Here is a 12870-nt window from a genome sequence, read left to right as displayed (position 1 = left end):
TCGCACGCTCTAATCGAGCGGCCCTTGTGGCAGACTGCCGCCCGGCTTTCAAGCATCGGCAATCGCTCAGGCTGTCTCGCCCCGACAATGCTTTCTCGGCTCGGACACGGACTGCCACGCCGAATGTTTGCGCTCGGCTGAAACCCTGAAGCACTGCAAAGCGTATGGTATCATGTACCTTCAGGCAGCGATTTCTCAGGGACAACGGAGACAGACCATGCGCCGCGCGTTTTTCGCATTCGCAGTCGTTCCATTCATTTTCGCATCCCAGGCCTTCGCTGGCGATGCCGAAGTCAAAGCGGCGCAGACGGTCATCGATGGGCAGTTGAGGGCCTTCATCGCCAATGATGGAATGACGGCCTACAGCTTTGCCGCACCGAATGTGAAACGCATCTTTCCGACCGTCGATACCTTCATGGACATGGTGACAAAAGGCTATCCGCCGGTGCGCCAACCGCAGACCTACTCCTTCGGCAAGGTTCGCGAGACGAGCCCGACCTCGATCATCCAGCAAGTGCTCATCGTCGGCCCGGATGGCAAGGACTACGAGGCGGTTTACACGCTCGAACTACAGCCTGACGGCAGCTTTCGGATCACCGGCTGCAGCCTGCGTGCGTCCACGTCGCTCAGCACCTAAAGGGGTGTTTCAATCCTGTCGCCGGTAGAGCGTCCAGCTCAGGCCTGAAAACCCCCAATGCCTCGACGCATCGGCCCGTTCATAGGCCAGAGTGCATGCGGCCGTCGGTTCGACATGTTCGGCTTGTTTGTCCACGTCCCCCTCGAGGACCAGCCAGGCGGGCCGTTCGGTGCACATCCCGTCGTCTGGAACCAGCAATGCCCGACGATCCATTCGCGCCGCAAAATAGTCGACGACAATGGGGGTACGGAAATTGCCGTCGCTGGCATAGGTGGTTGCGCCATTCCTGGTCATTTCATCGACGATAGCGGCGTAGGAGCCGCGTCCATATTGATAGAACTGAAGCAGCGACGAAATGCTTCCACTCACCACGATCGCCAGCGCTCCCATCGCAAGTAGCCTTGCAGTCCCGCGAGCATCCAGGCCGTGGCCAATCATCTCGCCGGCCCAGAGCAGCAGCAATGTTCCGCTGATGATGAAATAGCGTGGGAACTCGAGGTTGGGCAGATGCGCCGCCGCCATGAGCAAAGGCAGTCCGATAATCCCGATGGCATAAAGGCTGGCTCGACGACCGCGCCAGACACCGGCGGAGAGGCCGACAAGACCGCAGGCGGCAACGATGTAGGGCCCGTCGCCGAACCAGGGTGGCAGCCCGAACAGAGAGCGGATCATCCCGCCATAGCCCTGCGCGAAGGCGGCAATCGAGAACGGCGAAACACCGCCGACACTGAAGCCGAACAGCCTGCAGCCGACAAACACGCCGACAGCCAGCGGCAGCACGGCAAGCAAGCCCGGCAGGAAGATCGACGCCAGGTCCGCAACGACACGGCCGACCTTCGCCGTACGCTGCCAGGCGACCCAGGCGGTCCAGATTGCGAGGACCGCCACCATTCCGATCATGGTGAGGTGGCACAGGAAGCCGAAAAGGATCGCCGCTGCCAAGGCCGCACCAGACCACCGTCTATTGTCGAGCCGGCGCTCCAGAAAAACCACCGAAAGCAGCGTGAACAGCACAAGGCCGGCATAGCCGCGCGCCTCCGAGCCGTAATGGACCATGGGGTAGCTCATGGCAAACAACAGGCTTGTGGCAATCATCGCCCTTCGTCCGCGCGATGCGGCGCTCGCTGCCGCCGCAGCGATCGTCGCAATACCTAATGCTATCGACAGACCTCGCTGGATCAGCGGCGAAGCATCGGGGCCAATGAGATAGAGATAGACCGAGTTGAGGAAATGATTGTTGTCGTGATTGACGCGCCAGAATATTTGGTCGATCGACGTCAGCGGCTCGATCAGCGCAAAGCTCCAGATCTCGTCCAGCCAAAGGTCGCCGCGCGCGCCAAGCAAGCGCAAGACCAGACCGGTCACGGCGATCATCAGAGCGGCAAGCAACGACCCCGCCGTCCATTGCTGGACCGCCACGGAGGACGAAGACGAAGGCGAAGCGATGCCGTTCGTCCGCACCGTCGTGCCAGGAACTGAAACTTGCCCCGAAACGAACAGGTTCTTGATCCTCGCCCGATGTCGTCCGGCAATGCTTATTAGGCAGTCGTTTCAAAACAGTTCATGGCAGGGGCAACTCCTCCCTGGAGCCGGATTCCTGGCGAGCATGCCTACCGGACGGCGAGGTCACCGTTTGCCCATTGCTGCGTGATGATCTCGGCTTGTTCGGCGAACCTGCCAGCCTCGATCGCTTCACGAATGTCGCGCATCAGCTGCTGGTAATAGGACAGATTGTTCCAGGTCAGGAGCATCGCCCCAAGCGCCTCTTGCGAGCGCACCAGATGGTGCAAATAGGCCCGCGAATAGTCGCGTGCGGCCGGGCAGTCGCTTTCCTCATCGAGCGGACGCGGATCGTCGGCATGGCGGGCGTTGCGCAGATTGACCTTGCCGCGCCGTGTGTAGGCAAGGCCGTGGCGCCCTGCCCGCGTCGGCATCACGCAGTCGAACATGTCGATGCCGCGCGCCACCGACTTCAAAATGTCGTCCGGGGTGCCGACGCCCATCAGGTAGCGCGGCCGGTCAGCCGGCAGCTCCGGGCAAGTGATGTCGAGCATCTCCAGCATCACCGCTTGCGGCTCGCCGACAGCCAGCCCGCCGATCGCATAGCCCTTCAGCTCCATTGCCTTCAGCGCCTGCGCCGAGCGCAGCCGCAGATCCGGCACGTCGCCGCCTTGCACAATGCCGAACATCGCCTTGCCGGGCTGCTCGCCGAATGCCGTCTTGCAACGCTCGGCCCAGCGCAACGACAACTCCATGGCACGCTCGATCTCGTTCTGCTTGGCCGGCAGCGCCGTGCATTCGTCGAGCTGCATCTGGATGTCGGAATCGAGCAGCCCCTGGATCTCTATCGAACGCTCCGGCGACATCTCGTAGGCGCCGCCGTCGATATGCGAACGGAAGGTAACGCCGTTCTCGGTCAGTTTCCGCAGCTTCGACAGCGACATCACCTGGAAGCCGCCGCTGTCGGTCAGGATTGGATGCGGCCAGCGGGCGAATTCATGCAGGCCGCCGAGCCGAGCCACGCGCTCGGCGCCGGGTCTCAGCATCAGGTGGTAGGTGTTGCCGAGGATAATGTCCGAGCCGACGCCGCGCACCTGATCCATATACATGGCCTTCACCGTGCCGCCGGTACCGACCGGCATGAAGGCAGGCGTGCGGATTTCCCCGCGCGGCATGGTGATTGCACCACGCCGCGCCCTGCCGTCGGTCGCCAGCACCTTGAAGGTGAATGCGTCAGTCATTGAATTCCCTAGCCATCGAACTCCTTGTCGAATACCGGCGCGTCCGGGGCCTGCTTGTCGAGTGATTGCCGGTAGCGGATGCAGCCGCGCATGAATTTCGGCCACGGCGGCACGGCAATCGCCGGCTCGGTCTTTTCGGGCAAAAGTGACCAGAGGTCGGGATGATGCCAGCACAGATCATGGCCGGTGGCGTCGCGGTGTTGGCGGATGCCGGCGCGCAGTTTCCTGACCTCGTCGATCAAGGCTTCCCGGTCGAAGGTTTCCAGGTCATCGTCCATTACTATCCTCCCTGAACAGAAGACTTGCGTCTCCATAGGAATAAAACCTGTAGCGATTCTCGATGGCATGCGCATAGGCCGCCCGCATCGTCTGCAAACCGCAGAAGGCCGAAACCAGCATGAACAGCGTCGAACGCGGCAGATGGAAATTGGTCATCAGCATGTCTGCGGTCTTGAAGCGATAGCCGGGCGTGATGAAGATGTCTGTCGGGCCTGACCATGCGGCCAGCCTGCCGTCCTCGCCAGCCGCGCTCTCCAACAAGCGCAGCGATGTCGTGCCGACGGCGATAATGCGCCCTCCTTTTGCTTTCGCCGCATTCAGCGCCTCGGCGGTTTCCGGGCTGACCGAACCGGTTTCGGCGTGCATCTTGTGGTCGGCGGTGTCGTCCGCCTTCACCGGCAGGAACGTGCCGGCGCCGACATGCAGCGTGACGAAACGGCGCTCTATGCCCTTGGCGTCGAGCGTCGCAAACAGCTCCGGCGTGAAATGCAGCCCTGCCGTCGGCGCGGCCACGGCGCCCTCCTCCTTGGCATAAATGGTCTGGTAATCGCTGCGGTCGCGTTCGTCGTCGTCACGCTTGGAGGCGATGTAGGGCGGCAGCGGAATGTGGCCGACAGCGTGCAGCGCCTCGTCGAGGAACGGACCTGACAGGTCGAAGCCGAGCAGCACCTCGCCACCTTCTCCCTTCTCGATCACTGTCGCGTCGAGCTGGCCGAGAAAGCAGGAATTGGCGTCATGACCGAAATGGATGCGATCGCCGGCGGCGATGCGCTTGCCCGGACGCATGAAGGCTAGCCACCGGTCGGGCGCCATCCGCATATGCAGCGTGGCTTCGACCTGCGCTGCTGCTTCGCCGCGCCGCCTGATGCCTTTCAGCTGCGCCGGAATGACCTTAGTGTCGTTGAAGACCAGCACATCACCGGCCTTGAGCAGGGACGGCAGGTCGCGCACCGTCCGGTCCTCGAGCCCCTCACCCGGCCTGACCACCAGCATCCTGGCACTGTCGCGCGGCTCGGCTGGGCGAAGCGCGATGCGCTCCTCCGGCAGATCGAAGTCGAAAAGGTCGACGCGCAAGAAATCCCCGCCTCAAGGTTCCGGGCAGGTCACCGCCCAGGCGCCGACACTGTCTATGCTCAGCGTACCGCCCATTGCGAAGCTGGACTGCTCGCTGGCCTTGACCAGCCGCAATTTGGCGACGATCGAGCTGAGGCCCTCATCAGTGAGATCGATCAGCATGCGCTCGTCGTCTTCGAATGCCTGTCCAACGATGACTTTCGTTGAGCCTGCCTGTCCGTCCGTGGTCCATGTCTTGCCGCCGGCATCCAGCCACACACGCGCGACCGCAATGACGGCCGTGTGTCCCATCAAAACATCAATCGATGCCGCGCCGCCGTCGGCGCTGCAGACGATCGATTCCGTCGCCAGCGCCGGGGTGGCAGCCGCGACGAGCACAAATGCGATGGCCGCGACAGCCCGGCCCGTCATTTCACGTCGGCCGCGACCTTGAGCGACACGATCTTGTCAGGATCCTGCACCGGTTCGCCGCGCTTGATCTTGTCGACGTTGTCCATGCCTTCGATGACCTGGCCCCATACCGTGTACTGGCGGTTGAGGAAGGCGGCATCGTCGAAGCAGATGAAGAACTGCGAATTGGCCGAGTTCGGGTTCTGCGAGCGCGCCATCGAGCAGGTGCCGCGGCCGTGGTTGGCGTTGGAGAACTCGGCCTTCAGATCGGGCTTGTCGGAACCGCCAGTGCCGGCGCGCGATGGCGCGAAAGACGGCTTGTTGGAATTGCCGAACTTCACGTCGCCGGTCTGCGCCATGAAGCCGTCGATGACGCGGTGGAAGACCACGCCGTCATAGGCGCCTTCGCGTACCAGTTCCTTGATACGGCCGACATGGCCGGGCGCCAGATCTGGAAACAATTCGATGACGACCTTGCCCTTGGTCGTGTCCATGATAAGCGCGTTCTCGCGGTCCTTGATTTCGGCCATGTCAGAAATATCCTTTTGAACAATTGGGGTTACTTGCCGTCCGCGGCGATGCGCACCTTGATCATGCGATCGGGGTCGGTCACCGTCCCGTTCTGCGCCTCGTCGCCTTTCTTGATGTGGTCCACCAGCTCCATGCCGCTGACGACATTGCCAACGATGGTGTACTGGCCATCGAGCGGCGGTGCCGGCGCGAACATGATGAAGAATTGCGAATTGGCGGAATTCGGATCGTCGGAGCGGGCCATGCCGACCACGCCGCGCTGGTAGTGCTCGGTGCTGGAGAATTCGGCCGGCAGGTCAGGAAGATCGGAGCCGCCGGTGCCGACAGCGTCGGCATTGAAGCCGCTCTTCATGTTGCCGAACTTGACGTCGCCGGTCTGCGCCATGAAGCCGTCGATGACGCGGTGAAAGGCGACGTTGTCGTAGGCGCCCTGGCGCACCAGCTTTTTGATCTGCGCGACGTGCTTCGGCGCAAGGTCGGGCCTCAGCGCGATGGTCACGTCGCCGTCCTTCAGCGTTACGATCATGGTGTTTTCCGGATCGGCGGCAAAGGCCGACACGGATGCGGTCACAAGACCGGCAAGCACGGCAAGCAAGAAGGCAAGCTTTTTCAGCTGCATGGGATCTTTCTCCGAATATCTTCGTTCATGCATGTCGTTACCCAAAGCCGGGTTCCACTTTTGGGTGACATGCATTTATTTCGCGAATTTGGCGGTGAGCGCGCCGGCCACGGCCGCCGGCACGAAGGGGCGGATGTCGCCTCCCATCGAAGCTATCTGGCGCACAAGTGTGGCGGTAATGGTGCGCACTGAAGGGCTGGCGGGCAGGAACACGGTCTGCAGCTCCGGCGCCATGGTCTCGTTCATGCCGGCCATCTGCATCTCATAGTCAAGATCGGTGCCGTCGCGCAGGCCGCGGATGATGATCGAGGCGCCATGCTTCCTGGCCGCATCGATCACCAACCCGTCGAAGGCGACTACTTTGATACGCGCACCGTCGCTGCCGAATTCCGCCTTCGCGGCCGTTTCGATCAGGCCAACCCGTTCCTCGAAGGAAAACAACGGCTTCTTGCCGGGATGGATGCCGATCGCCGCATAGATTGTATCCGCCACGGCCAGCGACGCCTTCAGCACGTCGAGATGGCCGTTGGTCAGCGGGTCGAAAGAGCCGGCATAAAGGGCGATGCGTTCGGTCATGGCAGGTGCTTCTAGCGAGCCTCTCCCCTAAAGGCAAATCCGATCGCCAGCCCGCCCCGTGAACCTTTTGGCCGACGTGAACGACAGATGAATGTGCCGCTCACAACAGCTTCACGCAGTGTTCACTAAGTTGCCGCTGCAGAAGATGAAACCAAACACCCATCTAATCGTTGTTAGGCGCAGGAGAACACGCACATGCTGATCTACATCCTCGCCACCGCAATGACCGTCGCCATGCTGATCGCTACCGTATTCGGGTTGCATCAGGAAGCACAGCGCGTCCGCGCCAAGGCCAATACCAAGCGGTTCGAAGGCTTCGGCAACCGCAAGCCTTATCGCCACTTCTAGATTGCGGGGTGTCTTCACACGTCGGCTCATAGGGCTGGCGTCGTCGTGGCAAACTCACTCGACGGAAGTATCGGGCTCCCTACCTTCGGCATCGGCAACAGCGCCGCTTTCAGCATCGACACTCTCTTCGATCTCTTCATCCGCTTGCGGTTCTGAAATTCGCTCCACCGAAACGACCTTCTCGCCCTCTGCGGTATTGAAGATGGTAACGCCCTTGGTGGCGCGGCTGGCGAAACGAATGCCGTTCACTGGAACACGGATAACGGTGCCGCCATCCGAAACCAGCATGATCTGATCGTCATTGCCGACCGGGAAGGTCGCCACCAGGCGGCCGATTTCAGCCGTTTTCGAGACGTCGGTGGCGCGAATACCCTTGCCGCCACGGCCAGTCAGGCGGAAATCGTAGGACGATGAACGCTTGCCGTAGCCATATTCCGTCACCGTCAACACGAACTGCTCGTGCGCCTTGAGGAATTCATAGCGGTCGTCGGAAAGCTCCGCCTCTTCGCCGACCTCTTCATTGGTGAGCTGGATTTCTTCCTCCTCGCCGGCCGCGATGTCAGCAGCGAGCCGGCGTTCGGCCACCACCCGCTTGAGGTAAGCGGCACGTTCCGCCGGCGGCGCATCGACATGCTCGATCACCGCCATCGAGATCACCCGGTCGCCATCGGCCATCGCAATGCCGCGCACGCCGACCGAATTGCGGCTCTGGAAGACGCGTACGTCGCTGACCGGAAAGCGGATGCACTGGCCGGAACTTGCCGTCAAAAGCACGTCGTCATTGTCGGTGCAGGTCTCGACGCCGAGGATCTCGTCGCCCTCCTCGTCCAACTTCATGGCGATCTTGCCGTTGCGGTTGACCTGGACGAAGTCCGACAGCTTGTTGCGACGCACGGTACCGCGCGTGGTGGCAAACATGACGTCGAGCTCGCCCCAACTCGTCTCATCCTCCGGCAGCGGCATGATCGTGGTGATGCGCTCGCCCTGTTCGAGCGGCAGCATATTGATCAGCGCCTTGCCGCGCGATTGCGGGTTGCCGATCGGCAGGCGCCAGACCTTTTCCTTGTAGACGATGCCGCGCGAGGAGAAGAACAGCACCGGCGTGTGCGTGTTGGCGACGAACAGCCGGGTGACGAAATCCTCTTCCTTGGTCGACATGCCGGAGCGGCCCTTGCCGCCGCGGCGCTGCGCCCGGTAGAGCGATAGCGGCACGCGCTTGATGTAGCCGGAATGGCTGACCGTGACGACCATGTCCTCGCGCTGGATCAGGTCCTCGTCTTCCATGTCCGCCCCGCCCTCGGCGAGCTCGGTACGGCGCGGCGTGCCGAACTCGTCGCGCACGGCGATGAGCTCGTCCTTGACGATCTGCTGGACGCGGGCGCGGGACGAGAGGATGTCCAGGTAGTCCTTGATCTCGTCGCCGATCGTGTTCAGCTCGTCGGCGATCTCGTCGCGGCCGAGCGCGGTCAGGCGCTGCAGCCGCAGTTCGAGGATGGCGCGCGCCTGCTCCTCGGAGAGATTGTAGGTACCGTCCTCGTTGATGCGATGGCGCGGGTCGTCGATCAGAAGAATCAGCGATTCCACGTCGCCCGAAGGCCAGCGCCGCTCCATCAACTGCTCGCGCGCCGTCTGCGGGTCCGGAGCGCTGCGGATCAGCTTGATGACTTCATCGATGTTGGCAACAGCGATGGCAAGGCCGACCAGCACATGGGCGCGGTCGCGCGCCTTGCGCAGCAGGAATTTTGTGCGCCGGCTGATCACCTCCTCACGGAAGGCGACGAACGCCTTCAGCATGTCGGTCAGCGTCAGCAATTCCGGCTTGCCGCCGTTCAGTGCCACCATGTTGGCGCCGAAGGACGTCTGCAGCGGGGTGAAGCGGTAAAGCTGGTTGAGGATGACATCGGCGACCGCGTCGCGCTTCAGTTCGATGACGACGCGGTAGCCCTGGCGGTCGCTCTCGTCGCGAATGTCGGAAATGCCTTCGATGCGCTTGTCGCGCACCAGCTCGGCCATCTTCTCGATCATCGACGCCTTGTTCACCTGATAGGGAACCTCGGTGATGACGATCGATTCACGATCGTTGCCGCGCGCCTCGACGTTGACGCGGCCGCGCATGACGATGGAGCCGCGGCCGGTCGAATAGGCGCTGTAGATGCCGGAGCGGCCGAGCACGATGCCGCCGGTCGGGAAATCCGGCCCCGGAATGATCTCCATCAGTGCCGGAAGGTCGATCGCTGGATTATCGATGAGGGCAATGGCGCCGTTGCAGACCTCGCCCAGATTGTGCGGCGGAATGTTGGTGGCCATGCCGACGGCGATACCGCCGGAGCCGTTGACCAACAGGTTCGGAAAGCGCGCCGGCAGGACTTTCGGTTCGCTGCCCGACGCATCGTAAGTGTCCTGGAAATCGACGGTGTCCTTGTCGATGTCTTCCAGCAACTCATGCGCGACCTTGGTCAGCCGCGATTCCGTGTAGCGCATCGCCGCCGGCGGATCGCCGTCGATCGAGCCGAAATTGCCCTGCCCGTCGATCAGCGGCACGCGCAGCGACCAATCCTGCGCCATGCGCACCAAAGCGTCGTAGATCGAGGCGTCGCCATGCGGATGGTATTTACCCATCACGTCGGCGACCGGGCGTGCCGATTTCACATATTTGCGGTTCCAGTGATAGCCGCTCTCATAGGCGGCGTAGAGGATGCGGCGATGCACCGGCTTGAGGCCATCGCGCACGTCCGGCAGCGCGCGGCTGACGATCACGCTCATGGCGTAATCGAGATAGGAGCGCTGCATCTCCTCGATGATGGATATCGGCTCGATGCCGGTGGGGCCGCCGTCGGCGCCGCGCGGTGTTTTTTGGTCGGTCAAATCGGATCACAATCTAATCAGGAATCACTTGGTGCTTATATAGGAAGCCAGCCTGAAACTCCAACAATCGCGGCAGTTTTCCAGTGTGGTTTTTAGCGGCAAATTCAAAAGGATAAACCAATTGCGACGATATGGCCGTGGCACCCTTTCACGGGCGTCGCCGGCGGGCGCGATAAGTACCCGGCGCCTCGCCCATCAGCCGCCGGAAACGACGATTGAAGGTTGATAGATCGTTGAATCCCGCCGAAAAGGCAATCGCCGAAATCGTCTGATCCGACGTCCGGAGCCGCACGGCTGCCCTGTGCAGCCGCGCTCTCAGCAGGAATTGGTAGGGCGTCATACCGGCGACGTGCCGGAAGGTGCGCAGGAAATGGTAAGGGCTGGTGGCGGTCTCGTCGGCGAGTTCGGCAAGCGAGATCGGCCGGTCGGCATCGACTTCGATGCGCCGCACCGCTTCGGCAACACGCTTCTGGTCACGGCGGCTCGGCGTCCGTCCCCGATCCGTGGCGCTGCAAGCCGCTGTCACCGCGGCACCGGCAATGCGCAGGGCGAGTTCCTCGAACGCGCCGGTGTCGGCCATCTCGCGCGCCGCCTCCGCTTCGGCAAGCAGCGGCACCAGCGCCGGCAAGGGCGGCAGGCGCGGCGTGCCGAAATCGAGCGTCTTCGTGCCCGGCACGTCGGCGACGATCCGCTCCATATAGGCCGGTCCGAAATGGAAGGAGAGGCAGCGGTCGCCGGCGCCATGCTCGTGACCGCATTCATAGCATGTGCCGGGATTGCCGAGCAGGAGCGCGCCCGGCGCCAGCATCGCCGTGCCCTCGCGCGCACGATAGCGGAAGGTGCCGTTGGTTACGGCGGCAACGCAGAAATCCCGATGCTCCTCCTCGAATGGCCTGTCGGCGGCGCTGGCGGTGCAGATGACATCCGACACCTGCCAGCCTCGGCCCGACGCCAGCCTGTGCGCGCTCGTCGTCATCGCCGAAACATAGCAACTTTTCCCAAGCACAGAACCCCTGTCGGCCTCTATGCTTGCCCTCCTGACAAGATGAGAGCGAAGCCATGTCCAATTCCTTTGCCAAGGCCCTGCATAGCGAAGGGCCCGTACCGGCCCTTGCCGAGAAACTGGATCTTTATGGCCGCTTCGTCGGCGCCTGGACGTTCGACGCCACGCGCCATCTCGAGGACGGTCAGGTGCTGACCGGGCGCGGCGAAGTGCATTTCGGCTGGGCGCTCGAAGGCCGCGCGATCCAGGACGTATGGATCCTGCCTGCCCGTGACGCCGGCCCCTCGCCCTCGCTCGGCAAATGGACCTTCTATGGCACAACGTTGCGCGTCTACGATCCCGGCGTTGACGCCTGGCACATCTTCTGGAGCGATCCGCGCAATCAGTACTACAGCCGCCAGCTCGGCCGTGCCGAGGGCGACACCATCATCCAGCAAGGCGCAGACGGCACCGGATCTGCTGTGCGCTGGAGCTTTTCGCGCATCACCGAAAATTCGTTCCGCTGGCTGGGCGAACGCTCACAGGACGACGGCGCCACCTGGCGTCTCGAAGTCGAGTTTCTGGCGCGCCGGGCCGTCAGCCCCTGATCCGCACGGTTTCCACTGCCTCCGCTTTGCTCTACCAATCCCGTTATCCGGCTTTGCCGGCGGGGAGGGTCAGCATGCCGAGCTTCGACAGCCTGTTCAACGCCTTCGTCACCATACTGGTGACGATCGATCCGCCCGGCCTGGCGCCGCTCTTCCTCGCCGTGACCCGCGGCATGAACCGCGAGGAGCGCAACCAGGTCTCCGTGCGCGCCTCGGTCATCGCCTTCCTGGTAATGGCGTTGTTCGCAATCGCCGGCGCGTCGATCCTGTCAGTCTTCGGCATCACTCTGCCGGCCTTCCGCGTCGCCGGCGGCTTTCTGCTGTTCTTCATCGCCTTCGAAATGGTGTTCGAGCGCCGGCAGGACCGCAAGGAGAAGATCGGCGACGTCGCCATCACCAGGGACATGATCCACAACATCGCCGCCTTTCCGCTGGCGATCCCGCTTATTGCCGGTCCCGGCGCGATTTCGGCGACCGTCCTGCTCTCAAGCTCGTTTCAGGGTTTGGGCGCGCAGACAGCCCTTGTCGGCATCATCGCCATCTGCCTCGTCATCACCTACCTGGTGTTCGTGCTGTCAGAGCGCATCGACCGTATCCTCGGCCAAACCGGCCGTTCGATCCTGACAAGGCTGCTCGGCGTCATCCTGGCGGCGCTCGCCGTACAGTTCGTCGCCGACGGCATCAAGGCGCTGATGGCGACGTAGGAACAGCCCTACTTCGCTGTCGTTTCAATGACTTCGAAGTCGTGGGTAATCTCGGCAGTCTTGGCCATCATTGCCGAGGCCGAGCAGTATTTCTCGATCGAAAGCCCGATCGCCCGCTTCACCTTGTCGTGTGATAGCGCCCGGCCCTTGACGACAAAATGCATGTGAATGCGGGTGAACACCCTGGGATCGGCTTCTGCACGGTCGGCATCGAGTTCGACCACGCAATCTTCGACCGCCTCGCGCCCCTTTTCGAGGATATGGACCACGTCATAGGCCGAGCAGCCGCCAGTGCCGATCAGCACCAGTTCCATTGGGCTCGGCCCCGGCGTCTTGCCCTCCGGCCCGAACGCAGTGCCTAGCACCAGCTTGTGCCCACTGGCGGACTCGCCAACGAAAGTGCGCTCCTCGACCCATTTGACCCTTGCCTTCACCTGATACGTCCTTTCACCGCTCAAACGCACAACGTCCCGAAAATCCAAGACAGATTTTCGGGACGCCATTTCGTGGCCAAGG

General features: G+C 62.5%; 15 protein-coding genes. 4 read left to right on the top strand and 11 right to left on the bottom strand.

Features of this window, described 5'->3' with window-relative positions:
- Positions 1–217 precede the first annotated feature (217 nt).
- Complete coding sequence (locus NKI25_RS21205; protein ID WP_352999286.1) at positions 218–637, top strand: DUF4864 domain-containing protein; 420 nt, start codon at positions 218–220, stop codon at positions 635–637.
- Between the two features lie 9 nt (positions 638–646).
- On the opposite strand, the gene NKI25_RS21200 is transcribed toward NKI25_RS21205, so the two are convergent.
- The 8 genes from NKI25_RS21200 to coaD all read right to left on the bottom strand — a co-directional run bounded on the left by NKI25_RS21200 (position 647) and on the right by coaD (position 6847).
- Entirely contained in the window at positions 647–2026 is a 1380-nt protein-coding gene (locus NKI25_RS21200) for a glycosyltransferase family protein (protein WP_352999284.1), read from the bottom strand.
- A gap of 221 nt (positions 2027–2247) precedes the next feature.
- The gene (tgt, locus tag NKI25_RS21195) at positions 2248–3378 is read right to left on the bottom strand and encodes a tRNA guanosine(34) transglycosylase Tgt (protein WP_352448774.1); all 1131 of its coding nucleotides are present in this window, start codon (positions 3376–3378) and stop codon (positions 2248–2250) included.
- An 8-nt stretch (positions 3379–3386) separates the two neighbouring features.
- Positions 3387–3656: a hypothetical protein gene (locus NKI25_RS21190; protein ID WP_352999282.1), complete on the bottom strand. Its 270-nt coding sequence runs from the start codon at positions 3654–3656 to the stop codon at positions 3387–3389.
- Positions 3646–4731, bottom strand: a complete 1086-nt coding sequence (queA, locus tag NKI25_RS21185; RefSeq protein ID WP_352999280.1) for a tRNA preQ1(34) S-adenosylmethionine ribosyltransferase-isomerase QueA — start codon at positions 4729–4731, stop codon at positions 3646–3648. Before queA ends, NKI25_RS21190 begins: the two co-directional genes overlap by 11 nt.
- A gap of 12 nt (positions 4732–4743) precedes the next feature.
- Entirely contained in the window at positions 4744–5142 is a 399-nt protein-coding gene (locus NKI25_RS21180) for a hypothetical protein (protein WP_352568726.1), read from the bottom strand.
- The gene (locus tag NKI25_RS21175; protein ID WP_023674876.1) at positions 5139–5651 is read right to left on the bottom strand and encodes a peptidylprolyl isomerase; all 513 of its coding nucleotides are present in this window, start codon (positions 5649–5651) and stop codon (positions 5139–5141) included. The genes NKI25_RS21180 and NKI25_RS21175 overlap by 4 nt, the downstream gene beginning before the upstream one ends.
- Positions 5652–5680: 29 nt before the next feature.
- Positions 5681–6271: a peptidylprolyl isomerase gene (locus NKI25_RS21170; protein ID WP_352471695.1), complete on the bottom strand. Its 591-nt coding sequence runs from the start codon at positions 6269–6271 to the stop codon at positions 5681–5683.
- 75 nt (positions 6272–6346) lie between these two features.
- Complete coding sequence (gene coaD / locus NKI25_RS21165; protein ID WP_023674874.1) at positions 6347–6847, bottom strand: pantetheine-phosphate adenylyltransferase; 501 nt, start codon at positions 6845–6847, stop codon at positions 6347–6349.
- A 195-nt stretch (positions 6848–7042) separates the two neighbouring features.
- Here coaD and NKI25_RS21160 point away from each other — a divergent pair, with 195 nt between their 5' ends.
- A complete protein-coding gene (locus NKI25_RS21160) occupies positions 7043–7195 on the top strand; it encodes a hypothetical protein (protein ID WP_352455711.1) in 153 nt (50 codons plus the stop codon).
- A gap of 54 nt (positions 7196–7249) precedes the next feature.
- On the opposite strand, the gene gyrA is transcribed toward NKI25_RS21160, so the two are convergent.
- Both gyrA and NKI25_RS21150 read right to left on the bottom strand, forming a co-directional pair.
- Positions 7250–10060, bottom strand: a complete 2811-nt coding sequence (gyrA, locus tag NKI25_RS21155) for a DNA gyrase subunit A (RefSeq protein WP_352620072.1) — start codon at positions 10058–10060, stop codon at positions 7250–7252.
- A gap of 148 nt (positions 10061–10208) precedes the next feature.
- A complete protein-coding gene (locus tag NKI25_RS21150) occupies positions 10209–11036 on the bottom strand; it encodes a helix-turn-helix transcriptional regulator (protein ID WP_352593499.1) in 828 nt (275 codons plus the stop codon).
- An 83-nt stretch (positions 11037–11119) separates the two neighbouring features.
- Here NKI25_RS21150 and NKI25_RS21145 point away from each other — a divergent pair, with 83 nt between their 5' ends.
- Together NKI25_RS21145 and NKI25_RS21140 are read left to right on the top strand one after the other, a co-directional pair.
- The gene (locus tag NKI25_RS21145; RefSeq protein WP_352593502.1) at positions 11120–11650 is read left to right on the top strand and encodes a hypothetical protein; all 531 of its coding nucleotides are present in this window, start codon (positions 11120–11122) and stop codon (positions 11648–11650) included.
- A gap of 74 nt (positions 11651–11724) precedes the next feature.
- On the top strand, positions 11725–12354 hold the full coding sequence (locus NKI25_RS21140) for a MarC family protein (protein WP_023674869.1): 630 nt from the start codon (positions 11725–11727) through the stop codon (positions 12352–12354).
- 8 nt (positions 12355–12362) lie between these two features.
- Here NKI25_RS21140 and NKI25_RS21135 read toward each other — a convergent pair whose 3' ends face one another.
- A complete protein-coding gene (locus NKI25_RS21135; RefSeq protein WP_352455706.1) occupies positions 12363–12788 on the bottom strand; it encodes an OsmC family protein in 426 nt (141 codons plus the stop codon).
- Positions 12789–12870: the final 82 nt, after the last annotated feature.

This window comes from Mesorhizobium sp. M0808 (assembly GCF_040320025.1).
Lineage (GTDB): Bacteria > Pseudomonadota > Alphaproteobacteria > Rhizobiales > Rhizobiaceae > Mesorhizobium.
This window is presented reverse-complemented; position numbering and strand designations above follow the sequence as displayed.

Bases quoted from the DNA above. Each gene is read 5' to 3' on its own strand.
- NKI25_RS21205 (WP_352999286.1), top strand. From the start codon at position 218: ATGCGCCGCGCGTTTTTCGCATTCGCAGTCGTTCCATTCATTTTCGCA.
- tgt (WP_352448774.1), bottom strand. From the start codon at position 3,378: ATGACTGACGCATTCACCTTCAAGGTGCTGGCGACCGACGGCAGGGCG.
- NKI25_RS21190 (WP_352999282.1), bottom strand. From the start codon at position 3,656: ATGGACGATGACCTGGAAACCTTCGACCGGGAAGCCTTGATCGACGAG.
- NKI25_RS21180 (WP_352568726.1), bottom strand. From the start codon at position 5,142: ATGACGGGCCGGGCTGTCGCGGCCATCGCATTTGTGCTCGTCGCGGCT.
- NKI25_RS21175 (WP_023674876.1), bottom strand. From the start codon at position 5,651: ATGGCCGAAATCAAGGACCGCGAGAACGCGCTTATCATGGACACGACC.
- NKI25_RS21170 (WP_352471695.1), bottom strand. From the start codon at position 6,271: ATGCAGCTGAAAAAGCTTGCCTTCTTGCTTGCCGTGCTTGCCGGTCTT.
- coaD (WP_023674874.1), bottom strand. From the start codon at position 6,847: ATGACCGAACGCATCGCCCTTTATGCCGGCTCTTTCGACCCGCTGACC.
- NKI25_RS21160 (WP_352455711.1), top strand. From the start codon at position 7,043: ATGCTGATCTACATCCTCGCCACCGCAATGACCGTCGCCATGCTGATC.
- NKI25_RS21150 (WP_352593499.1), bottom strand. From the start codon at position 11,036: ATGACGACGAGCGCGCACAGGCTGGCGTCGGGCCGAGGCTGGCAGGTG.
- NKI25_RS21145 (WP_352593502.1), top strand. From the start codon at position 11,120: ATGTCCAATTCCTTTGCCAAGGCCCTGCATAGCGAAGGGCCCGTACCG.
- NKI25_RS21140 (WP_023674869.1), top strand. From the start codon at position 11,725: ATGCCGAGCTTCGACAGCCTGTTCAACGCCTTCGTCACCATACTGGTG.